This window comes from Micromonospora inositola (genome assembly GCF_900090285.1).
Classification (GTDB): domain Bacteria; phylum Actinomycetota; class Actinomycetes; order Mycobacteriales; family Micromonosporaceae; genus Micromonospora; species Micromonospora inositola.
The window spans coordinates 1,961,400-1,982,875 of sequence record NZ_LT607754.1; the positions used below are offsets into that span (position 1 = coordinate 1,961,400).

Consider the following 21,476-nt stretch of genomic DNA (forward strand, 5'->3'; position numbering starts at 1 on the left):
CGGCCGCCGTCGGCGTATCCGCCTACCGGAATTGTGCGGGTGAGGCGGGACGCCGACCCCCGCCGTACGGCAGGATTCCTCTCCATGAGCACCCAGTCGACGGCAGGCATCGACGGCGCCGAAACCACCGACCACCCGTCCCGCTCGGACGGCTTCGTCCGCGGCGTCTCCGAGGTGATCGGCGGACCGCTGGGCGACCACGCGGTCGCGCTGGACCGGCCCGCCGGCCGGGAGGGGCGCTTCTGGACGGCCGCCCGGATCGTGCTGGCCCTGGTCTGCCTGACCCTCGCCCTGCACTGGGTGCAGAAGTCGCCCTGCCAGGACGGCGCCTGGCAGAACAACGTGCAGTACACCCGGCTCTGCTACACCGACGTGCTGGCGCTCTACTACGCCGAGGGGCTGAACGAGGGCAAGGTGCCCTACGTCGACCACCCCGTCGAGTACCCGGTGCTGACCGGCTACCTCATGGGCGCGCTGGGGCTGCCGGTGCACGCCCTCGGCGTCGACAACCCCGGCATCAACCAGGGCCGGTGGTTCTACAACCTGAACGCGCTGGTGCTCAGCGCGCTCGCGGTGGCCACCGTAGCGGTCATCCTCGCCCTACGGCGACGACGACCCTGGGACGCGGCGCTCTTCGCGCTCGCCCCCGCACTGCTGCTCACCGCCACGGTCAACTGGGACCTGCTCGCGGTCGGGCTGGCCGCGTTCGGACTGCTGGCCTGGGCGCGGTCCGAACCCAGCCTGTACGGTGCCGTGCTGGCCGCCCTGGCCGGGGTGCTGCTCGGGCTCGGCGGCGCGGCGAAGATGTGGCCGCTGTTCATCCTCGGGCCGATCCTGGTGCTCGCGGTCCGCGCCGGCCGGGTCTGGGCCGCACTCCTGTCCATCATCACGGCCGCGATGACGGTGGTGTTGGTGAACCTGCCGGTGGCGATTCCCTACCGGGAAAGCTGGGGGCGCTTCTTCGAGCTGAACACCACTCGGCCGATCGACTGGGGCACGCTCTGGTACATCGGCCGCTACCTGGACGGCAAGGTGAGCCCGTCGGCCCCGGGCAAGCTCGGGCCGTTCGAGTGGCTGAACGCCAACATCCCCACCCTCAACTGGCTGTCGTACGCCCTCTTCGGGCTGGCCTGCCTCGGCATTGCCGCGCTGGCGCTGCTCGCGCCGCGGCGGCCCCGGCTGGCCCAGCTCGCCTTCCTGGTGGTCGCCGTCTTCCTGATCTTCAGCAAGGTCTGGTCCCAGCAGTTCGTGCTCTGGTTGCTCCCGCTCGCGGTGCTCGCCCGACCGCGCTGGGGCGCCTTCCTGGCCTGGCAGCTCGCCGAGGTGTGCTACTTCGCCGCGTTCTACGGCGAGCTGCTCGGCGCGGCGACCAACCGGCCGGTCTTCCCGGAGGGCGTCTTCGTGCTGGCCGCCAGCCTCCGGCTGATCACCGTCGCGGTGCTCTGCGGCTTCGTGATCCGGGACATCCTGCGGCCCGAGCGCGACGTGGTCCGCCACACCTATGCCGACGACCCGGACGGTGGCGTCCTCGACGGCTCCCCCGACGCCCCCTGGTACGTCCGCTGGCGCGACCGCTCCTCGACGGGCTCCGCGCCGGCCGATCCCGTCACGGTGTAGGCGGGGCCACAGCCCGGTCAGAGGCGGTAGACGACCGCGTCGCCGACCTCCTCGCGGGTGATGCCCAGCCCGTCGACCGGGTTGTCGACGATCCGCTCCCAGGGTGTGCCGGCCAGCTGGTCACGCAGGATCACCACGTTGCGGACGCCCAGGGAGCGCAGGTAGTCGACGCTGGACTGGTCCGGGAAGCCGAGGGTCAGCTCGCGGACCCGGGCCTGGCTGTCCGGGGTGAAGCCGCTGCCCCCGTTGACCATGTCCTGGAACCGGCTGGTCGACCAGAGCATCACCGGCTGGTCCAGGTTCTGGCTGCTCGGCAGGACCAGCATCGGACCGTCCACGGTGCGCAGGGCGGCCGGCTGCACCGGTACCACCGGGTGCGGGGTGGTGTTCAGCCCCTCGACGAGCACCAGTAGCAGCGGCAACAGGGTGGCCAGCCGCAGCCAGGGCCCGGGCCAGGGCGGCACCCGCTCGGCGGCCAGCTCGCGGACGCGGGCGCAGAACGCGGTCACCGCGCCCGCGGCGAGCAGGCCGAGCAGCAGGGTCGTCCAGAGCATCATCCGGCCGGGCGTCCGCAACCCGTTCCAGCCGGGCAGGTGCTCGAAGAGCGGCACGTAGGTGAAGGTGCCGTGGAAGAACCGGGTCCCCATGGCCAGGGCCATCGTCACCAGCACCCCGGCGAGCAGCAGCAGCCGGTGGCGCAGCCGCCAGACCGAGAAGAAGAGGCCGCCGGCGGCCAGCGCGTAGAGCACGAAGCCGGGCAGCAGCGTCATCTCCGGATGCCAGGGCAGCGCGGCCCGCGCCCCCTCGTGCAGGTCGCCCCAGATCCGCGACTCGGCCGGCGCGGTGAAGAAGCCGCTCGCCGGCGGTGAGTAGATGGCGATGTCGCCGATCGTCCGCTCCGCGTTCGGGTGCAGCTCGGCGACCGTGAAATACGGCACGGCCAGCAGCGCGCCCACCGCGGCGAAGAGCGCGCCGCCGATCACGTCGGCGAGGAGCAGCCGGACGCCGAACGGTCGCCGCACCGGCCGGACCAGCCAGCGCCGGGTGAACCAGACGACCGCCGAGACCAGCACGATGCCGGCCAGCAGGTACGCGAACGGCAGCCCGATACCGAAGCCCAGGCTGAGCTGCCACGCCGCCACCATCCAGCCGGCGTACGCCCACCCGGCGTGCCGGCGACCCGGGCGGTACCCGTACCGCAGGGACCAGCCGTGTCCCCGGGCGAGCATGGCCAGGGCCAGCGGGATGCCGCCGTTGGAGACGATGTGCAGGTGCCCGGCCTGGGCCAGCAGCCACGGGGCGTACGCGTAGCTCACCCCGGCCACCGCGGCGCCGATCCGGCCCGCCCCCAGCTGCCGCGCCAACGCGTACGCCCCCAGCGTGGCGAGCGCGTGGGCCAGCACGAACATGATGTTGTAGCGCAGCACCGCCGCCTCGGGGCCGGTGCCGAGCATGCCGGCGGGGGCGTACCCGAGCAGGGTGTCGGAGAAGGCGAAGCTCCACTTCTCCGGGAAGAACGTGTTGGCGTGCCAGAGCTGCGCCGGGTCGGTCAGCAGGATGTGCCCGGACCAGGCCATCTGCCACGACTGCAGGCTCGGGTCCCAGTAGTCCTGCGGCAGGGTGTAGAGCGGGTAGCGCAGCGTCGGCCAGGTGAGCAGGACGGCCAGGGCCAGCGCGGCGACGACTGCCAGGGTCCACTCGTGCACCAGGAACCGGCCCACCGCGCGGACCGCCCGGCGGGGCCGGGTGAGCACCGGGTCGGGGGCGGGACCGAAGGCGGACCAGGGGTCGGCTTTCGCCGTACCCTCGGCGGGCGCATCCTTGCCGGCGGCGCCGTCCTTGCCGTCCTTCCCGGTCTTTCCGGTGGCGGTCCCGGCACCGTCGCCTTCGTCGGCGGCGGTGCTGGCCCCGCCGCCCGTTCCGGCGGGCTCGTCCTTCCCGGCGGTGGTCGCGTCCGTCGTGGTGGCCGCGTTCCGGTCGGTGGCGGGGCTGTCGCCCTCGGCGGTCCTCCCGGCAGCCGGTCCGTCCCCGGCGGCCTTTCCCGCGGCGGGCCCGCCGATGGCTGTCGCCGCGGCGACCGGCTGGTCCTTGGTGGTGGCCGCGACGGCTTGCTCGGCCTTCGCGGTCGCCGCGGCGGACGACCGCTCCTTCGTGGGCTCTTCCGCGGTGGTGTCGTCCGTCGCCCGGGCGGTGGCGCTGGCGTCGGTGCCGGCCGCCTCGGGAGGCGGCGGGTTGTCGCCGTTGATGGTCGAGCCGGCCCGGCCGCCGCTGTCCGTCGCGTCCGACTGCTCCGTGGTCATGCGGCCGACGTCCCCGTGCCGAGCTGCCCGCGCAGGAAGGCGACGTCCGCCGCCTGGCCGTCGACCCCGCCGGGCGTCTCCACGATGACCGGGGCGCCGGCGGCGCGGATCACCGCCACCACCAGCTCGGGGTCGATCGTGCCGCCGTCGAGGTTGTCGTGCCGGTCCTGCCCCGAGTTGAAGGCGCCCTTGGAGTTGTTCGCGTGCACCAGGTCGATCCGGCCGGTGATCGCCTTGACCCGGTCGACCAGCCCCAGCAGCTCCTCGCCGCCGGCGTGGGCGTGGCAGGTGTCCAGGCAGAAGCCCACCTCGTAGTCGCCGAGGGCGTCCCAGAGCCGGGCCAGCGCGTCGAGGTGCCGGGCGCAGGCGTTGTCGCCACCGGCGGTGTTCTCGATCAGGACCGGGACCGGAAAGCCGCCGGAGTCGGCGGCGTACGCGAAGGTCTTGCGCCAGTTGTCGAAGCCGACCGCCAGGTCGTCGCCGGCGTTGACGTGGCCGCCGTGCACGATCAGCCCCTTCGCGCCGATCGCCGCCGCCGCCGTGGCATGGCTCAGCAGCAGCTTCCGGCTCGGGATCCGGATCCGATTGTTGAGCGTGGCCACGTTGATGACGTACGGCGCGTGGACGTAGAGGTCGACGTCCGCGCCGCGCAGCCGGTCGGCGTCCGCCCGGGGCTTCGGGGCCTTCCATCCCTGTGGATCGGAGAGGAAGAACTGCACGGCCTCGGCGTCACGGGCGGCCGCCTCGGCCAGCGGGTCGGTCGGATCGACGTGGGCTCCGATACGCATGCAGGGGAGCCTACGTCGCGCCCCCTGCGTGCGGGGTGACGGCGGCGCGCCGGGTGTTCCGGCGACCGGATCGGCGGGGACCGGCGCCGTGGGCGGCGACGGAACGCGTCACCCGGCGGGCGGGCGGTCGTTGTGCGAGGTGGGATTGATGGTCGACGCCCCACCCGGGCACGGTCACCCGCGGCCCGGGCGGGGAGACCCCGGAAATGGCTCGCCCCGTCGTGCGGCCCGGCACGACGGGGCGGGATCCGACTCGCGCCGCCGGTGACCGATCGGCAGCGCGGTCGGGGCAATTCCTCCATTTACCCCAACAGGTGACGAGAGCCGTTGTATGGTCAGATCAGCTGACAACACTATAAAGCTCCGCGGGGCGTCCTCGATCCAACCTCATCGGTGTGGTCGTTCCTCCCCAGGTCCCACCCAAGGAATGCGGACGGGACGCCCCGCGGCCTCCTGGACAGGGGTCCACCTCCGGTGCTCGAAGCCGGCGGTGGACCCCTGTCACCGCGCCCGGCCGGTCCCGCCGACCGCCCCGGGCATGATCGTCCGGACCGGGTATCCTGGTCCGGTTGTCCGCGTCCGGCCGGGTCCCCCCGGTACCGGGCGGGCCACGACGCAGACCTCCTGCCACGGAAGGACCGTGGCCGCATAGCCCACAGGAGGTGAGCACGTCTTGCGTCATTACGAGATCATGGTGATCCTCGACCCCAGCCTCGAGGAGCGCACCGTCGCCCCGTCGCTCGACACGTACCTGAACGTGATCCGGACCGCGGGTGGCTCGGTGGAGAAGACCGACGTGTGGGGCCGCCGGCGCCTCGCGTACGAGATCAGCAAGAAGGCCGAGGGCATCTACGCCGTCATCGACCTGCAGGCCACGCCTGCGGCCGTGGCCGAGCTGGACCGTCAGCTGCGGCTCAACGAGTCCGTGCTGCGCACCAAGGTCATCCGGCCGGAGATGCGCTAAGCATTCAAACCCGGTTCGCCCGGATCAGCCTCATCGGCTCTGTCGTACGGCTCTGAGAGCCTGTACGGCGGGATCTGATGAGTGCGCGAGGAGATGGTCATGGCAGGAGACACCACCATCACGGTCATCGGCAACCTGACCGATGACCCCGAGTTGCGGTTCACCCCGTCCGGTGCGGCGGTCGCCAAGTTCCGGGTCGCTTCGACGCCCCGGTTCATGGACAAGACCACCAATGAGTGGAAGGACGGCGAGCCGCTCTTCCTGGCCTGCACCGTGTGGCGGCAGGCGGCGGAGCACGTCGCCGAGTCGCTGCAGCGGGGCGCCCGCGTGATCGTCTCGGGTCGACTGCGTCAGCGGTCGTACGAGACCCGCGAGGGTGAGAAGCGCACCGTCATCGAGCTCGAGGTCGACGAGATCGGCCCGTCGCTGCGCTACGCCACGGCGAAGGTGCAGAAGATGTCGCGCTCCGGTGGTGGCGGCGGTGGCTTCGGCTCCGGTGGTGGCGGTGGCCAGGGCGGCGGAGGCAACTTCGACGACCCCTGGGCCTCGGCTGCCCCGGCTCCCTCGCGCGGTGGTTCGGGCGGCAACTTCGACGAGGAGCCTCCGTTCTAATGGCGCCGAGCGCCCGCGATCGCAAACCAGGAGCACGAGCAATGGCCAAGGCTGCGGCACTTCGCAAGCCGAAGAAGAAGGTGAACCCGCTCGACAAGGACGGGATCACCTACATCGACTACAAGGACACCGCGCTGCTGCGCAAGTTCATCTCCGACCGCGGCAAGATCCGCGCTCGGCGGGTGACCGGCGTCACCTCGCAGCAGCAGCGGCAGATCGCCCGCGCGGTCAAGAACGCCCGCGAGATGGCGCTCCTGCCGTACACGGCCACGACCCGCTGAGAGGAGGCACCGACATGAAGATCATCCTGACTCAGGAGGTGTCCGGCCTCGGTGCCCCGGGCGACATCGTCGAGGTGAAGAACGGCTACGGCCGTAACTACCTGCTGCCGCAGGGCTTCGCGATCGCCTGGACCAAGGGCGCGGAGAAGCAGGTCACGGTCATCAAGCGGGCCCGCTCGGCCCGGGAGATCCGCGACCTCGATCACGCCAACGAGGTCAAGGCCCAGCTCGAGGGTCTCAAGGTCACCCTGAAGGTCCGCGCCGGTGAGGGCGGCCGGCTCTTCGGCTCGGTCACCCCGGCCGAGATCGTCGACGCCGTCAAGGCGGCCGGCGGTCCGGTCCTGGACCGTCGTCGGCTGGAGTTGCCCGGTCACATCAAGTCGACCGGCAGCTACCCGGTGCGCGTCAAGCTGCACCCCGAGGTGGCCGCCAAGTTCGACCTGAACGTCGTCCAGGGCTGACACCCGCCAGCACCACGGAAAGGCCCGCACCGGAACCGGTGCGGGCCTTTCCGCATGCGGACGTCGCGGGTGGGCCGGTGCCGTACGCGTCCGGCCTCGCCGGGGCTGGGCCGTCGCTCGGCCGGTGCCGCGACGGAAACTCAGCCGATCGGCTGGCCGGTCACCGCGCTGATCATCACCGTGGAGAGACCGCCACCGACCACCGCCGCCGCCAACGCCACCGTCGCCGAGCGCCAGGTCGTCCCGACCCGGCGCAGCAGCACCGCGATGACCAGGCTGCTCACCAGCGCCAGCCCGAACCGCGGGGCCCCCGCGATCAGCGAGCCGATGGCGTGTGCCCGGGGGGAGTCGCACCCCCCGCCGGTGATGTCGGTGACGCAGCCCGGCGGCGCCTGCCCGTCGAGCGTCAGCAGCCAGACGAAGATCAGCACCGCAGGAACCAGGTAACAGGCGGCCGTGTACACCAGCGGGCGGATGGGCCCGCCCGGATCCGGGTCGAGCAGGTCGTCCTCGAGCCGGCGGCCCAACGACCCACCGCCGATCGTCTCGATCCGCCGCCGGATCGACGCCCCGACCGCATCACGGCCAGCGTCCACCGGTTCGACTCGGCGGCGCGGTGCCGTACGCGGCCGCGGCGCGCTGTACGCGACCACCGGTGACCGCGGCGCGGACGGCGGTGCCTCCACCCAGCGCGGATCGTCGCCGGCCAACCGCGTCCCGGACCAGAAACCTTCGGCCTGCTCCGCCGACGACCACCCCTCGGCCCCCCGGTCCCGCAACGGAGCCGGCGGCACCGTCCGGTCCCATTCGTCGACCTCGGCGTACCGGTTCCAACTGCCCGTGTCCCCGTACCGGTCCCACTGGCCGGTGTCGGTGAACCGGTCCCACTCACCGGTGTGGTCGGACCGGTCCCAGCGCCCGGTGCCGTCCGCCTGGTCCCACCGCCCGCCGGTCACGGGGCGGTCCCAGGCATGCACCCCGGAGGCGTCCCACGGGTCGACCGCCGGCTGCTCGGCGGGATCCGGCTCGGCGGGCCGACCTCGCTCCCAGGAATCCGCCGCCGCCCGGGACCACGAGTCCGCCGCCGCCCGCCGGCTGCGCCGGGTCGGCCGCCCGGTGTCCCACCGGTCGGGCTCCCCCTCGGACGAGGTCGCGTCCTCCACGCCCGACCAGATCACCTGGGGGCGACGGGACGGGGCGCGACGCGGCCGGCTCCGCGGGGCGGCGCCGGAGACCGGCAGGTCCTCGGCGGACTCGCCACGCCGGCTCCCGACGTACCCCTGGTCCTGCGGGGTGTCGAGGGTCCACTCGGCGGTGTGCTCGCCGGTCGGGCCGACGCCGATGGCGCGCGACTCGCGCTCCCCGCGCCAGCCGGTGTCGGCGGACGTGCGCCATCCCTCGTCCGAACGCGGGCGGTCGAGGTCGTCGTCGTCGGGGGCGGCGTGCCGGCCCCCGCCGTCCGCGCGGCTGACTCCCGACTCGAGTGCCCAGCGGGGAAGGTAGGCGTCGACCGGCTCCTGCTGGCCCCGCTCGACGGCGTGGCGGCGACTGGGGGTGCGGTAGCGCTCGGACGCGTACGGGTCGACCGGGAGCGGCTCGGCGGGATCGTCCCAGGGGGCGATCGGCTGGCGCTCTCGCGGGCTGCCCTCCCCGCTTCCCCAGTCCCGGTAGCTCACGGCCGGAGCGTGACCCTTCTCAACCGAAAGTGCAATCCGCTGTCCAGGTGTAGCCGTTCGCTGAGATAGTACGGGACGAACGGCCCCAAGGCTCGACCTGAAATCTTCCGTCCACAGGGTGGGGATTGCAAAGGCACAGGTCAGATCGTTTCCGGGCGGAATTCCCCAGCGGTTGTCCACATGCTGTGCACACCCTGCGCACATGTCTGTGCACTTGCGTCCACAGGTTGTCCCGAGGCTCGTCCACCGGCGTTGTTGAGTGGCTGAGCTCGGGTTCCGTATCGTTGGCCCCCGACCGTCCGGCCGGTGGCCCCCGATCGACCGGAGGGTCGTCGGAAGTTGTCAGACGCCGGCGGTAGACCTGGACTGGATCCGAACGCAGTGAGGGGGGACCCGTGTCGGTCGCCGACGACATGCGGACGGAGCGTTCCGGTGGACAGCCGCCCGCGCCGACGCCGCGGGACGGGCAGTTCGAGAAGACCCCGCCCCAGGACGTGGCCGCCGAGCAGTGCGTCCTCGGCGGCATGCTGCTCTCCAAGGACGCCATCGCCGACGTCGTGGAGATCCTGAAGTCCAACGACTTCTACCGCCCGGTGCACGCCACCGTCTTCGACGCGATCCTCGACATCTACGGCCGGGGCGAGCCGGCCGATCCGATCACCGTTGCGGCCGCCCTCGCCGACTCCGGCGATCTGGCCCGGGTCGGCGGCGCCCCCTACCTGCACACGCTGATCGCCAGCGTGCCCACGGCCGCGAACGCCGCGTACTACGCGCGGATCGTCGGCGAGCGCGCGGTGCTCCGCCGGCTGGTCGCGGCCGGCACCAAGATCGTCCAGCTCGGGTACGGCACCGGTCAGGGTGGCAGCCGGGACGTGGACGACATCGTCGACCTGGCCCAGCAGGCCGTCTACGACATCACCGAGCGGCGGGTCAGCGAGGACTTCGCAGTGCTCGCCGACATGCTCCAGCCGACCCTCGACGAGATCGAGGCGGTGGGGGCCCAGGGCGGGGTGATGACCGGCGTGCCGACCGGCTTCAGCGACCTCGACCGGCTCCTCAACGGCCTGCACCCGGGCCAACTTATTATCGTGGCTGGCAGGCCCGGTTTGGGCAAGTCTACGGCAAGCATGGATTTTGCCCGAAATGCTGCCATTCGCGCCAACCAGGCGGCCGCGATCTTCTCGCTGGAAATGAGCAAGGTCGAGATCGTCATGCGGCTCCTCTCGGCCGAGGCCCGGGTGCCGCTGCACGTGCTGCGCAGTGGGCAGCTCTCCGACGACGACTGGACCAAGCTGGCGCGCTGCATGGGCGAGATCAGCGAGGCGCCGCTCTTCGTCGACGACACGCCGAGCATGAACCTGATGGAGATCCGGGCCAAGGCGCGGCGGCTCAAGCAAAAGCACGACCTCAAGATGATCGTGGTCGACTACCTCCAGCTGATGACCTCGCCAAAGCGCACCGAGAGCCGGCAGCAGGAGGTCGCCGACCTCTCCCGTGGCCTCAAGCTGCTGGCCAAGGAGGTCGGGTGCCCGGTCATCGCGGTGAGTCAGCTGAACCGTGGTCCGGAGCAGCGGACGGACAAACGTCCGCAGTTGTCTGACTTGCGTGAATCTGGGTCAATTGAACAAGATGCTGACGTAGTAATCCTTTTGCACCGCGACGACTACTACGACAAGGAGTCGCCGCGGGCGGGCGAGGCGGATTTTATTGTTGCCAAGCACCGGAACGGTCCGACCGACACCGTGACCGTCGCCGCCCAGCTGCACCTTTCGCGCTTCGTCGACATGGCCATCGTCTGAGCCCTGCCGGGCGAGGCGTGCGCCGGCGGCGATGAGTCTGCCCGCCGAGCGGTGAGCGGCGGGGTCAGCCGATCAGCGGGAACCAGCCGGCGGCCTCGCCCAGCTCCAGCCGGTCCCGGTCGGTCAGCGGCACCCGCCCGGCCGCGCGGAGCAGGTAGTCCCGGTCGTCCCAGCCGGCCGGGCGGACGGCGTCGTCGCTGAGCAGGCCGTCCATGGTGGCCGCCGCGACCCGGGTGGGCAGCTCGGCCGGGGGCGGCGCGTCGGGCAGCTCCACCACCAGGTCGAGGTGGTGGATCACCGCCTCGGTGGTCAGGGTGGCGAGCAGGTCGGTGACCCGCAGCACGTGCCCCTGGGTGGTGACGAACGCGTCCGGGGCAGCGGCGGCGGCCGCCCGGACGGCGGCGGGCGCGGTGTCCGACCAGATGCGGACCACCCCGCTGGGTCGGTCGAAGGCGGCCGCCGACCGGCGGGCCCACCAGGCGTGCTTCGCGCTGTCGCCGGCACCGCCGCTCGGGAACGAGCGCCAGTAGCTGACATCGTCCACGTCGGCCGGGCCGTCGGCGGGGCTGGCCAGCGCGACCAGCGCCCGCTGCGCGTCGCAGAGGACGTGGAAGAGCAGGTCCGCGACCAGCCAGCCGCGGCAGCGGGTCGGTGTCTGCAGCCCCGCGTCGTCCAGGCCGGTGACCACGGCAGTGATCCCGTCGTACGCCTGCCGCAGGGCCTCGTGCTGCCGGATGGCCGTCATGTGCTGCAGCGTGCCACGACCCTGACCGGTCGGCACGCCGGCCCTGACGCGGGAACGGCCGGATCGGCGGGGTGCCGACCCGGCCGTGGCGGCTTCAGTCGAAGAGTTCGCCGAGGAAGCCGCCGTGGTGCTTCTTCCGCTTGTAGTGGCCGTGGTAGCCGTAGTGCTGCCCGTGGCCGTACGCGGGCTGCGCGTAGCCGTGGCCGGGCGGTGGCGGGGGCGGCGGTACGGCGCCGTACCCGGGCTGGTGCGGGGCGGGTGCGGGCGGCGGGGGCGGCGGCGGGTACCCACCGGCCGGCTGGTTCGCCTGCGCGGGGGTGGTGTGCTGCCGGTTCCAGTTCGCCTCGGCCTCGAAGAGCTTCTCGAGTTCACCGCGGTCGAGGAAGATGCCGCGGCACTCGCCGCACTGGTCGATGATGACGCCGCTGCGCTCGTACTGGCGCATGTCTCCGTGACACTTGGGGCAGGTGAGCTGCATGACAACGAAGGTACCCGGTGGGATCACGCGGTGGCGGTGAGCGCCTGCGCCACCTCGTCGTCGGAGATCTCGTGGAAGTCGTCGTAGTACGCGCCGACCGCGCCGAAGTCCGGCGGGGTCTGGGGGCAGACCACCTGGTCGGCCTCGGCGGCCAGCATCTCGTACGCCTGCTCGGAGCCGACCGGGACGGCCACCACCACCCGGGTGGCGCCCAGGTGCCGGGCCACCTGCACGGCGGCGCGCGCGGTGGCCCCGGTGGCCAGGCCGTCGTCGACGATGACCGCGGTGCGCCCGCGCAGGTCCAGCGGGGGTCGACCGGCGCGGTAGCGGCTCTCCCGCCGGTCCAGCTCGGCCTGCTCCCGCCGTCGCACCTCGGCCCGGTCGTGCTCGCTCAGCCCGCCGGCGATCATCTCGTTGAGCACCTGCACCCCGTCGGGGCCGAGCGCGCCGTAGGCGACCTCGGGGGCCCAGGGCATGCCGAGCTTGCGGACCACCAGCACGTCCAGCGGCGCGCCGAGCCGCTCCGCGACCACCCGGGCCACCGGGACACCGCCGCGGACCAGCCCGAGGACGACGACGTCGGGCTGCCCGGCGAGTCCGCTGAGTCGGTCGGCGAGCTCCTGGCCGGCCTCGGTCCGGTCGCGATAGGTGGTCATGTCCTCAGGTTTACGCCCTGTCGGCGGGCTCCGCCCCGCACTTAGCGGGAAAGCCGATCAGCGGGGGGTCTACCGGGCCTTCGGCGGCCCGGCTCCCGGCGAGCGCCAGCGCGGGGGCCCAGACCAGCAGGGCCAGCGGGTAGAGCAGGTAGCCGAAGCGGGTCGAGGGCATCAGCAGGATCGCGGCGAGCAGCCCGTACCCGCAGATCAGCGCGGTGGCGGCGGCGGTGCGCGGCGGGCGGCGGACGAGCCGGACGGCGATCGCCGCCCCGACCGCCATCAGCAGCGCGGCGGCGAGCACCCGGCCGGCGGGCAGCAGCGTGGCGATCAGGTGGCCGGGGAACGGGGACTGCGCCGGACTGGTCACCAGCCCGTGCCCGAGCGGGAAGCGCAGCACATTCTCCACCAGGGCGTCCCGGTCGACCAGCAGGGCGGGCAGGAGCGCGGCCACCGGCAACCCGACCGCGCCGAGGGCGGTGCGGGCGCCGGCCCGGCGGGTGACCGCCCAGCAGACCAGGACGACCGCGACGGGCCAGGCGAAGAGCTTCAGCGCGCCGGCCACCCCCACCGCGACGCCGGCCCGGCCGGGCCGGTGGGCGGCGGCGAGCGCGAGGGCCAGCAGGCAGAGCGCGAGCACGGGCAGGTCGTCGCCGCCGGTGGCCAGGGTCAGCGCGCAGACCGGCAGCACGGTGGCCGCCTGTACGCCCCGCAGCACGGCGGCGTCCCGGCGGCCCGGCGCCGGCGCGCGCCCGGCGCGCAGGGTGCCCACGGCCAGGGCGAGCACCAGCGCGGTGGCCAGGGCGAACCAGACCCGCGAGTCGGTCCACCAGGCGTCGACGGCGGCCCGGGGCAGCCCGAACAGCGCCATCCCCGGCTGGTAGGGCGTGTAGCCGAGCAACTGCTCGGCGGGGGGCAGCGCGGCGATCGCGTCATGGCCGAGGTAGGGGGTGCCGTGTTCGGCGAGCCGGGCTCCGGCGTGCTCGACCACCACCACCTCCTCCTGGGCCCGGTCGGTACGCCCGGCCGCCCGCTGGATGCTGAGCACCGCCAACGGCAGCAGCGTCGCGGTGGCCCAGGCGAGGGCGGTCACCGCCGCGCGGGCGCTGAGCCCGGCGGCATCCGGGCGACGCCGCCGGAGCAGGAGCTGGCCGGTCACCGCGAGCGTCGCCAGCAGGTAGCCCATCGCGGCGATCGCGCCCCAGGCGCGGTGCGGCGGGAGGGTGGAGGTGGCGGCGGTGACCGCGGCGAAGAGCGCCGACACCGCGTACAGGCCGAGGTCGAGGGCGAGGCCGCCGGCGGCGGAGTCCAGGTCCTGCCAGCGCCGGCGGCTGCGGATCGTCCGTTCGGGGGTGGCGGTCACGCCGGCCAGTCTCGCAGACCGTGGCCGCCGTACCGTCCGGCGCTCGGGGCGTCGATCCCGAGCTGGCCGGTCAGCGCCGCCGAGGCTCGTCGGCGGTCTGGCCGGCGGCGGTCTGGCCGGCGGCGGGCGGGGAGCCGGTCGTCCGGCCGCGACCGGCCTGGCGGCGGCCGGGCAGGCGGATCACCGCGCCCGCGTCGTGCAGCGGAGCCGCCAGGGTGCCCGGGCGCCCGCCCGCGCCGCGCTGGAGGGCGGCGAGCAGCGAGCCGGCCGGTAGCGGCCGGGCGAAGAGGTGGCCCTGCCCGGCCACGCAGCCCAGCTCCCACAGCGCCCGCCGCTGCGGCTCGCTCTCCACACCTTCGGCGACCACGGCCAGGTCGAGGCTGCGGCCGAGGTCCAGCGTGGAGCGGATCACCGCGGCGGCCTCCGCCGAGGTCTCCATCGCGGTCACGAAGCTGCGGTCGATCTTCAGCTCGTGCACCGGGATGCGGGAGAGCAGGGAGAGCGAGGAGTAGCCGGTGCCGAAGTCGTCGAGGGCGAGCCGCACGCCGGAGTCGCGCAGTCGGCTGAGCACCCGGTCGACCACGTCCAGCTGGCTGAGCGTCAGCGTCTCGGTCAGCTCCAGCACCAGCCGGTCGGGCGGCAGGTCGTGCGCCCGCAGCCGGGCCAGCACGGCCCCGGGGAAGCGGGCGTCGAGCAGGCTCCGCGGCGAGACGTTCACCGAGACCGGCAGGTCGAAGCCGGCGGTGCGCCAACTGCCGGCCGCGATCAACGCCTGGTCGAGGATCGCCTCGGCGAACGCGGGCAGCAGGCCGGAGCGTTCCACCGCCTCCAGGAAGCGCAGCGGGTCGATGATGCCGTGCGTCGGGTGGTGCCAGCGGGCCAGTGCCTCCGCGCCGGTGACCTGGCCGCTGGCCAGGTCGACGATCGGCTGGAAGTTGACGGTGAACTCGTGGTCGGCCACCGCCCGGGGCAGCTCACCGTTGAGGGTGAGCCGGCCGAGGTCGGCGGTGTCCCGGGTCGTCGCGTACGTGGAGATCCGCTGGCCGGCGCGCTTGGCCTGGTACATCGCCACGTCGGCGCGACGTAGCAGCTCGGCGACCCCGCCGGTGGCCGGCGCGACGGCGATGCCGCCGCTGGCCTCCACGCTGATCCGCATGCCGTCCAGGTGGAGCGGTTCGTGCAGGGCGGCCAGCAGGGCGTCCGCCCGGTGCGCGGCGACCGCCGGGGCCGGCAGCCCTCGCAGCAGTACGGCGAACTCGTCCCCGCCGAGCCGGGCCACCAGGTCGCCGGGGCGGGTCGCGCCGCGCAGCCGGTCGGCGACCTGGATCAGCACCTGGTCCCCGGCGCCGTGCCCGAGCGTGTCGTTGACCTCCTTGAAGTGGTTGAGGTCGATCAGCACCAGCGCGGTCACGCCGTCGGCGTGCCGGCTGGTGAGCTGCTGGGTGCCCTCGTCCAGCAGTTGACGCCGGTTGGCCAGCCCGGTCAGGGCGTCGTGCGCGGCGGCGTGCGCGTGCTCCTCCGCGACCCGGGCCAGCTCGGCGTACGCCTGCGCGTTGCGCACCGCCGTGCAGAGGGCGGAGGCGAACGTCCGAAGGGTGTACTGCTCCCGCTCGGAGAGCTCGACCGGTCCGGCGAAGCGCAACCGCAGCACGCCGAGGTCGACGGCCCGGTCGTGCCCCTCCAGGGCCGCCGGGATGACGGTCCCGCCGACCGCGCTCGGCTCGGCGCCGGCGCCGTCGTGCCGGATGCCGGCGGTGGTGCCGCGCACGGTGCGGCCGCCCTCGTGCAGCTCGATCTCGACCTCGTCGGCGGAGAAGAGTTCGGCGGCCTGGGTGACGGCGGTGGTCAGCACCTGGTCCAGGTCGACCACGTTGAGCGCGTCCGTGGTCCGGGCGAGCCGCTGCCAGGCCTGTTGTTCGGTGCGGGTCCGGATCCGGGTGGAGTACGCGAGGTGGAGGCTGAGCACCAGCGGTGGCACGGCGAGCAGCAGCCGGGGGTCGGCGCGGAGGATGAACAGGGTGCAGACGGCCACCACGAACCGGACGGCGAAGCCGGCGATCCGGAGGTCGAGGTTGCTGCGGAACTGCCGGGAAATCGGGGTGCCGGAGGCGAGGGCGATGACGGGCATGGCCAGTACGTCGTCCAGAACTGCGGCGACCAGATAGGTGGCGCCCAGCGCGCCGACGAGTTCGCCGACCGGGGTCGTCGACGACCAGTGCCAGTTCAACACGGCCACCGTTGCTGCGGCGCCCGCTGCGATCAGGATGTTCTTGCCTACTCCGAAGGCCGTCTTGATCGCGGGGAGATGCAGTATCGCGGACGCTGCCGCGACCCCGACGCAGGTGCTCAGGATGACCCACGGCCAAGGCGCGACCGCCACTCCGATCACGATGGCGGTCTCGACCCAGGCGATCGCGAGGGTCGTGGAGCGTATCCGTACGGGTGTCTTGACGATCACGCTGACCGCGATCATGAACGTCAGCGTGATCATGGTGGCGACATCCCGGACGGAACCGGGTATGTCGCGCAGGAAGAAGAGGAACGCGGAGACCGTCGCGACCGAGGCGAGTACGACGATGAGACCGACGAGCGTCACAAGGTGCCGATCGGTCCCAACAACACGTCGTCCGTCGATGTGGCTCATCCAGCTCCACGGGCTGAACGGCTGAAGCCGGGGCCGGCATCAACCAGCATTGTTGATGCCGGGAGCCTACCGTGGGAGGTTCCCTGCGTGAAGCGTTGAGTCAGTGCCACTCGCTGCCGCGCATCGCCTGGCTCCTTCCAGATCGTCTCTCGAAAGGTCCGCTGGGACCTTTACCGGGCGAAAGACAGATTAGGAGATGCAAGGGCACGCATAGAAGGCATAAAAGTCGCTATGCGCAATATTAGCCAACTCTGTGACGCTTCATGACGTTCTGTCAGTAGTGGCTGTGCGGAGAGCGTCCACCCCTGAGCGAAAGGTGTCGGTCCGGTAGCCCAGTGCAATCCCGGAGGCGTCGACCGAGCCGAGGAGTGCCATCAGCCTTGCCTGTTTTCCGGCAAGTCTCATCAGCAGTTCGGGCGACGTTTCAACGCGTTGTGGATGAACTGCGGACTCGCCGGGCCAGCCTCCTGTCGGTAGCGCCGGCCGGCGGAATTCGCTGGACTGCGCAACGGATTCATTTGTGCAGGCTGAGGAGGACTTTGGAAATCGGGCCCGGTGGCCGGAAGTGCGGCCAATATCCGCACCTACGCCGCCAATCTCCGCCGCCTCTTCGACCGCTCGGGAGGGGGCGGCGGCTTCTTGTCCGGGAAGGCTGCGGTTACCGATGTGACCTCACCCAGGATCGGCTGGACCTGCGGCGGTTCACCAATCAATGAGCCCCACCCGTAGCCGGGTTGAGCAGGCCGAACGGCGTTATCGATTTCTTGTCGCCGGCCTGGCGGCCGTCCTCCGGCGGGTGTTGCGGGACGATTGCCGCGACGCTGCTTCCGACGATCGCGGCACGCGTCGTACCCGAAAGATAGGCTCGCGGCCGTGACCGAACCCGCGCAGCTCACCCACGTCGACCCGGCCGGCGCGGCCCGGATGGTCGACGTCTCCGCCAAGTCGGTCTCCGGCCGGCTCGCCGTCGCCGCCGGCCGGCTCCGCACCACCGCCGAGGTCGTCGACCTGCTGCGCCGCGACGGCCTGCCCAAGGGTGATGCGCTCGCCGTCGGGCGGTTGGCCGGGATCATGGGCGCCAAGCGCACCCCCGACCTGATCCCGCTCTGCCACCCCATCGCCCTGCACGGGGTCACCGTCGACCTGCGGCTCACCAGCGACACGGTGGAGATCACCGCCACCGCGAAGACCGCCGACCGGACCGGGGTCGAGATGGAGGCGCTGACCGCGGTGGCCGTCGCCGGCCTCGCCCTGGTCGACATGGTCAAGGCCGTCGACCCGGCGGCCAGCGTGGACGCGGTCCGGGTGCTCCGCAAGGAGGGCGGCAGGACCGGCGAGTGGGTCCGGCCGGAGGACCGGCCGTGATCCGGGTCCGAGTGGTGGTCGCCTCCAACCGGGCGGCCGCCGGCGTCTACGCCGACACCAGTGGTCCGTTGCTCGTCGCCGGCCTGCGCGAGCTGGGCTGTCAGGTCGACGAGCCGGTCGTGGTGCCGGACGGCGACCCGGTCGGCGAGGCGCTGCGCGCGGCCCGGGCCGACGGGGTCGACGTCGTGCTCACCAGCGGCGGCACGGGCATCACCCCGACCGACCGGACGCCGGACGTGACCCGGGCCCTGCTCGACTACGAGATCCCCGGCATCGCCGAGGCCATCCGGGCGCACAGCCGGGACCGGGTGCCCACCTCCGCGCTCTCCAGAGGGGTCGCCGGGGTGGCGGGCCGGATGCTGGTGGTCAACCTGCCCGGGTCGACCGGCGGCGCGAAGGACGGGCTCGCCGTGCTCGGGCCGATCCTCACCCACGCCGTCGACCAGCTTCGCGGCGGCGACCACTGACGCCCCGCGCCCGCCGCGCCGGCGATAGGCTCGCCGGATGAGCACGGAAACCGCAGCCGCGGCGGCCCAGGTCGCCGCGCCGCAGCCGGCCGGCTGGGAGGAGGCCCGCTCCCGGGTGTACGCCGTCGGCCTCGCCGCCGCGCTTCCCGCCGTCAACCGGCCGCTAACCGACACCGACGGCCACACCCTCGCCGAGCCGTTGACCGCCCGGACGGACCTGCCCGCGTTCCCCACCTCCAGCGTGGACGGCTGGGCGGTACGCGGGGACGGCCCGTGGGAGGTGGTGGGGCGGGTGCTCGCGGGCAACACCTCCGCCCCGCTGACCGCCGACGGCACCACCGTCGAGATCGCCACCGGCGCGATGGTCCCGGAGGGAACCACCGCCATCCTGCGGATCGAGGAGTCCACCCGGACCGCCGACGGCCGGGTCACCGGCACGCCCCGGCCGACGCCAGAGTGGCGCGAGCCGGGCGAGGAGGCGTACGCCGGGGAGGAGTTGCTCCCCGCCGGCACCCCGGTCGACCCGGCGGTGATCGGGCTGGCCGCCTCCTGCGGCCACGACACCCTGCGGGTCCGCCGGCGGCCCAACGCCGCGCTGCTGGTCTTCGGTGACGAACTGTTGACCTCGGGCCCGCCGGCCGCCGGCCGGGTCCGGGACGCCCTCGGCCCCGCGGTGCCCGCCTGGCTGCGCCGGTACGGCTGCCAGATCCGCCCGGCCGACGTGGTCGGCCCGGTGGCGGACACCCTCCCCGCCCACGTGGCCGCCCTGCGCGCGGCGCTCGCCAACGCCGACCTGGTCTGCACCACCGGCGGCACCATGCACGGGCCGGTCGACCACCTGCACCCGACGCTCGAGGCGCTCGGCGCGGACTACGTCGTCAACACCGTCGCGGTCCGCCCCGGCTTCCCGATGCTGCTGGCCCAGCTGGTCGACGCGGACGGCCGGGTCCGGTTCGTCGCCGGTCTGCCCGGCAACCCGCAGTCCGCCATCGTCGCGCTGGTCTCGCTGGTCGCGCCGCTGCTCGCCGGCCTGCAGGGGCGACCGATGCCGGCGCTGCCGCTGGCCACCCTCGCCGAGCCGGTGCCCGGCCGGGGCGACTACACCCATCTCGCCCTGGTCCGGCTGGACCGGGCCGCCGGCACCGCCAACCCGGTACGCCACGTCGGTTCGTCGATGCTGCGCGGCCTGGCCGGTGCGGACGGCTTCGCGGTCATCCGCCCCGGCACCAGCGGCGAGGCCGGGGCGCGGGTGCCGGTCGTACCGCTGCCGTTGACCCCCGGGGAGCGGACGTGGTGAGCCCCGCCGAGACCATCGTCCACGGCACGGTCACCGACCGGCCGCTCGACCTCGCCGCCCACGAGGCGGCGGTGGCCGACCGGCGGGCTGGCGCGGTGGTCTCCTTCCAGGGCGTGGTCCGCGACCACGACCACGGCCGTCCGGTGATCAGCCTCGAGTACGAGGGCCACCCGAGCGCCGAGGCCGTGCTGCGGGAAGTCGCCGCCGAGATCGCCGCCGACCCGGACGTGTACGCGGTGGCCGTCTCGCACCGGGTCGGCCCGCTGGAGATCGGCGACGTGGCCCTCGTCGCGGCGGTCAGCACCGCCCACCGGGCCGCCGCGTTCGCGGCCTGTGCGCGGCTCGTCGACGAGGTGAAGGCGCGGCTGCCGATCTGGAAGCGGCAGGTCTTCGACGACGGCACCGAGGAGTGGGTGAACTGCCCCTGACCGGCCGACGTCCCGGCGGGACGGTCAGCGGCGGCCGGTGAGCTGGGCGGCGCGGAGCAGCCGGTCGTTGTAGAACGCCGGCTCCGCGCCCGGCCGCCAGGGCAGCGCCGCGACCAGCACGATCAGGGCGATCGCCAGCGAGTTCTCCATCAGCGCGCCGAACAGGCCGTCCTGGTAGTGCGACACCTCCGGGAGCTGGTGCTCGTACGGCCAGATGGGCGAGATCAGGAAGAGCAGGTAGAGGCCGATCGCGGCCACGGCGTGCCGCAGGCCGGTGAGCGTCGGGTACCAGATCGGCGGGCGCAGCGCGTTGACCCCCGGCACCCCGCCGGCCGCCGGTGCCGTGCCGACCCGGGGCAGCAGGCCCCGGCTCGCCTCGCGGCGGCGGACCGCGGCGTCGGCCAGCACGATGATCGCCGGGATGACCCAGACCAGGTGGTGCGACCAGGAGATCGGGCTGATCACGTTGGCGGTGAGCCCGACCAGGGTGAACGCGGTCAGCTCGTCGCCGTCGGCGCGGGCCGCGGCGGCCCGGGACAGCCCGAGCGCGAGGACCAGGACCGCGAAGGCCAGCCAGAGCAGGCCGGGCGTCTCGATCGAGTCGTAGAGCCGCGCCAGCAGGCCCGCCAGCGACTGGTTGGGGGTCATGTCCGCCGCGCCGACCCGCTCGGTCTGCCAGAGCACGCTGCTGAAGTACGTCCGTGACTCCTCGCCGACCAGCGCGAACGTCCCGAGGGTCACGCCGATCGTGGTGCCGACCGCGGTCAGCGCGGCCCGCCACTGGCGAGTGAGCATCAGGTACGCGATGAAGAGCGCGGGCGTCAGCTTGACCGCGGTGGCCAGGCCGATGCCGGCCCCCGCCCAGGCGCCGCTGTAGACGAAGCGGGCCAGCGCCGAGTTGGCGGTGTCGTGATGGGTGCCCCGCTTCGCCCGCCAGCGCAGGCCGACCAGGTCCGCCATGATCAGGGCGAAGAGCAGCAGGTTGACCTGCCCGTAGCCGAGGGTCTCCCGGGCCGGCTCGATGGCGACGGCCATCGGCGTGGCGATGCCGACGGTGAACCAGAGCGGCCAGCCGAGCCGGTCGACGATCGGGCGCAGCAGCGCGGCCAGGACGACCGCCACCGCGCCGATGCTGGCCAGCGCGTTGAGCCAGCCGGCGGCCTCCACCGGCAGCCAGGACATCGGCAGCATGACCAGGCCGGCGAAGGGCGGGTAGGTGAAACCCAGGGTCGTCGAGGGTGCGATGAAGTCGTACAGCTCGTCGCCGCTCGCCCACCACACCACGGCGCCGTGGTAGATCTTCATGTCGAAGAAGTTGTACGGCCGCCCGAACGCGCCGATGGCGAGCCATCCGGCGTAGGCGACGGCGGCCACGACGCCGGTCCGTACGACTGTCCTGCGATCGATCCCACGGGTCACGCGGTGGACTGGGGCGAGGCGGTCCATCCGTCTACCGACGGTCGCCGGCATGGCGTGGCCACCCCCGTACCAAGCTCGTCCTACCCGTCCAGGTCCCGCACGGAGCCTAGAACGGCGCC

19 protein-coding genes are annotated in these 21,476 nt (G+C 73.1%); 10 read left to right on the forward strand and 9 right to left on the reverse strand.

What is annotated here, in order from left to right:
- Positions 1-84 precede the first annotated feature (84 nt).
- Positions 85-1,617: a glycosyltransferase family 87 protein gene (locus GA0070613_RS09345; protein ID WP_089011930.1), complete on the forward strand. Its 1,533-nt coding sequence runs from the start codon at positions 85-87 to the stop codon at positions 1,615-1,617.
- Positions 1,618-1,634: 17 nt separating this feature from the next.
- On the opposite strand, the gene GA0070613_RS09350 is transcribed toward GA0070613_RS09345, so the two are convergent.
- Positions 1,635-3,917, reverse strand: coding sequence for a hypothetical protein (locus GA0070613_RS09350; RefSeq protein ID WP_231929726.1), 2,283 nt, complete (start codon positions 3,915-3,917; stop codon positions 1,635-1,637).
- The gene (locus GA0070613_RS09355) at positions 3,914-4,705 is read right to left on the reverse strand and encodes a deoxyribonuclease IV (RefSeq protein WP_089011931.1); all 792 of its coding nucleotides are present in this window, start codon (positions 4,703-4,705) and stop codon (positions 3,914-3,916) included. Before GA0070613_RS09355 ends, GA0070613_RS09350 begins: the two co-directional genes overlap by 4 nt.
- Before the next feature lie 673 nt (positions 4,706-5,378).
- Here GA0070613_RS09355 and rpsF point away from each other — a divergent pair.
- From rpsF to rplI, 4 genes are all read left to right on the forward strand, one after another.
- On the forward strand, positions 5,379-5,669 hold the full coding sequence (gene rpsF, locus GA0070613_RS09360) for a 30S ribosomal protein S6 (RefSeq protein ID WP_089011932.1): 291 nt from the start codon (positions 5,379-5,381) through the stop codon (positions 5,667-5,669).
- Positions 5,670-5,750: 81 nt separating this feature from the next.
- Positions 5,751-6,281 carry a single-stranded DNA-binding protein gene (locus GA0070613_RS09365; RefSeq protein WP_172875776.1) on the forward strand — a complete coding sequence of 177 codons (531 nt, stop codon included), beginning with the start codon at positions 5,751-5,753 and terminating at the stop codon, positions 6,279-6,281.
- A 41-nt stretch (positions 6,282-6,322) separates the two neighbouring features.
- Positions 6,323-6,562 (forward strand): 30S ribosomal protein S18, encoded by a 240-nt coding sequence (rpsR, locus tag GA0070613_RS09370; protein WP_013289355.1) that lies wholly within the window; start codon positions 6,323-6,325, stop codon positions 6,560-6,562.
- A 14-nt stretch (positions 6,563-6,576) separates the two neighbouring features.
- A complete protein-coding gene (rplI, locus tag GA0070613_RS09375; RefSeq protein ID WP_089011933.1) occupies positions 6,577-7,023 on the forward strand; it encodes a 50S ribosomal protein L9 in 447 nt (148 codons plus the stop codon).
- Between the two features lie 140 nt (positions 7,024-7,163).
- On the opposite strand, the gene GA0070613_RS09380 is transcribed toward rplI, so the two are convergent.
- Positions 7,164-8,699, reverse strand: a complete 1,536-nt coding sequence (locus tag GA0070613_RS09380; protein WP_089011934.1) for a hypothetical protein — start codon at positions 8,697-8,699, stop codon at positions 7,164-7,166.
- Positions 8,700-9,094: 395 nt separating this feature from the next.
- On the opposite strand from GA0070613_RS09380, the gene dnaB reads away from it, so the two are divergent.
- Positions 9,095-10,498 (forward strand): replicative DNA helicase, encoded by a 1,404-nt coding sequence (gene dnaB, locus GA0070613_RS09385; protein WP_089011935.1) that lies wholly within the window; start codon positions 9,095-9,097, stop codon positions 10,496-10,498.
- Positions 10,499-10,562: 64 nt separating this feature from the next.
- Here dnaB and GA0070613_RS09390 read toward each other — a convergent pair whose 3' ends face one another.
- The 5 genes from GA0070613_RS09390 to GA0070613_RS09410 all read right to left on the reverse strand — a co-directional run bounded on the left by GA0070613_RS09390 (position 10,563) and on the right by GA0070613_RS09410 (position 16,381).
- On the reverse strand, positions 10,563-11,243 hold the full coding sequence (locus tag GA0070613_RS09390; protein WP_089015848.1) for a maleylpyruvate isomerase N-terminal domain-containing protein: 681 nt from the start codon (positions 11,241-11,243) through the stop codon (positions 10,563-10,565).
- A 94-nt stretch (positions 11,244-11,337) separates the two neighbouring features.
- Complete coding sequence (locus tag GA0070613_RS09395) at positions 11,338-11,721, reverse strand: TFIIB-type zinc ribbon-containing protein (protein WP_089015849.1); 384 nt, start codon at positions 11,719-11,721, stop codon at positions 11,338-11,340.
- A gap of 23 nt (positions 11,722-11,744) precedes the next feature.
- Complete coding sequence (locus tag GA0070613_RS09400) at positions 11,745-12,377, reverse strand: phosphoribosyltransferase (RefSeq protein WP_089011936.1); 633 nt, start codon at positions 12,375-12,377, stop codon at positions 11,745-11,747.
- A gap of 10 nt (positions 12,378-12,387) precedes the next feature.
- On the reverse strand, positions 12,388-13,737 hold the full coding sequence (locus tag GA0070613_RS09405; RefSeq protein WP_089011937.1) for a glycosyltransferase 87 family protein: 1,350 nt from the start codon (positions 13,735-13,737) through the stop codon (positions 12,388-12,390).
- 70 nt (positions 13,738-13,807) lie between these two features.
- Positions 13,808-16,381 carry a putative bifunctional diguanylate cyclase/phosphodiesterase gene (locus tag GA0070613_RS09410; protein ID WP_089011938.1) on the reverse strand — a complete coding sequence of 858 codons (2,574 nt, stop codon included), beginning with the start codon at positions 16,379-16,381 and terminating at the stop codon, positions 13,808-13,810.
- 873 nt (positions 16,382-17,254) lie between these two features.
- On the opposite strand from GA0070613_RS09410, the gene moaC reads away from it, so the two are divergent.
- The 4 genes from moaC to GA0070613_RS09430 are packed head-to-tail and all read left to right on the forward strand — an operon-like array spanning position 17,255 to position 19,938.
- The gene (moaC, locus tag GA0070613_RS09415) at positions 17,255-17,746 is read left to right on the forward strand and encodes a cyclic pyranopterin monophosphate synthase MoaC (protein ID WP_089011939.1); all 492 of its coding nucleotides are present in this window, start codon (positions 17,255-17,257) and stop codon (positions 17,744-17,746) included.
- The gene (locus GA0070613_RS09420) at positions 17,743-18,213 is read left to right on the forward strand and encodes a MogA/MoaB family molybdenum cofactor biosynthesis protein (protein ID WP_089015850.1); all 471 of its coding nucleotides are present in this window, start codon (positions 17,743-17,745) and stop codon (positions 18,211-18,213) included. The genes moaC and GA0070613_RS09420 overlap by 4 nt, the downstream gene beginning before the upstream one ends.
- Before the next feature lie 37 nt (positions 18,214-18,250).
- Complete coding sequence (locus tag GA0070613_RS09425) at positions 18,251-19,510, forward strand: molybdopterin molybdotransferase MoeA (RefSeq protein ID WP_089011940.1); 1,260 nt, start codon at positions 18,251-18,253, stop codon at positions 19,508-19,510.
- Positions 19,507-19,938, forward strand: coding sequence for a molybdenum cofactor biosynthesis protein MoaE (locus GA0070613_RS09430; protein ID WP_089011941.1), 432 nt, complete (start codon positions 19,507-19,509; stop codon positions 19,936-19,938). The genes GA0070613_RS09425 and GA0070613_RS09430 overlap by 4 nt, the downstream gene beginning before the upstream one ends.
- Positions 19,939-19,962: 24 nt before the next feature.
- On the opposite strand, the gene GA0070613_RS09435 is transcribed toward GA0070613_RS09430, so the two are convergent.
- Complete coding sequence (locus GA0070613_RS09435; protein ID WP_089011942.1) at positions 19,963-21,408, reverse strand: glycosyltransferase 87 family protein; 1,446 nt, start codon at positions 21,406-21,408, stop codon at positions 19,963-19,965.
- Between the last annotated feature and the right edge of the window lie 68 nt (positions 21,409-21,476).

Coding starts and splice junctions, on each gene's coding strand:
- GA0070613_RS09345 (WP_089011930.1), top strand. CDS start 85: ATGAGCACCCAGTCGACGGCAGGCATCGACGGCGCCGAAACCACCGAC.
- GA0070613_RS09350 (WP_231929726.1), bottom strand. CDS start 3,917: ATGACCACGGAGCAGTCGGACGCGACGGACAGCGGCGGCCGGGCCGGC.
- GA0070613_RS09355 (WP_089011931.1), bottom strand. CDS start 4,705: ATGCGTATCGGAGCCCACGTCGATCCGACCGACCCGCTGGCCGAGGCG.
- rpsR (WP_013289355.1), top strand. CDS start 6,323: ATGGCCAAGGCTGCGGCACTTCGCAAGCCGAAGAAGAAGGTGAACCCG.
- rplI (WP_089011933.1), top strand. CDS start 6,577: ATGAAGATCATCCTGACTCAGGAGGTGTCCGGCCTCGGTGCCCCGGGC.
- GA0070613_RS09390 (WP_089015848.1), bottom strand. CDS start 11,243: ATGACGGCCATCCGGCAGCACGAGGCCCTGCGGCAGGCGTACGACGGG.
- GA0070613_RS09395 (WP_089015849.1), bottom strand. CDS start 11,721: ATGCAGCTCACCTGCCCCAAGTGTCACGGAGACATGCGCCAGTACGAG.
- GA0070613_RS09400 (WP_089011936.1), bottom strand. CDS start 12,377: ATGACCACCTATCGCGACCGGACCGAGGCCGGCCAGGAGCTCGCCGAC.
- GA0070613_RS09410 (WP_089011938.1), bottom strand. CDS start 16,381: ATGAGCCACATCGACGGACGACGTGTTGTTGGGACCGATCGGCACCTT.
- GA0070613_RS09425 (WP_089011940.1), top strand. CDS start 18,251: ATGAGCACGGAAACCGCAGCCGCGGCGGCCCAGGTCGCCGCGCCGCAG.
- GA0070613_RS09435 (WP_089011942.1), bottom strand. CDS start 21,408: ATGCCGGCGACCGTCGGTAGACGGATGGACCGCCTCGCCCCAGTCCAC.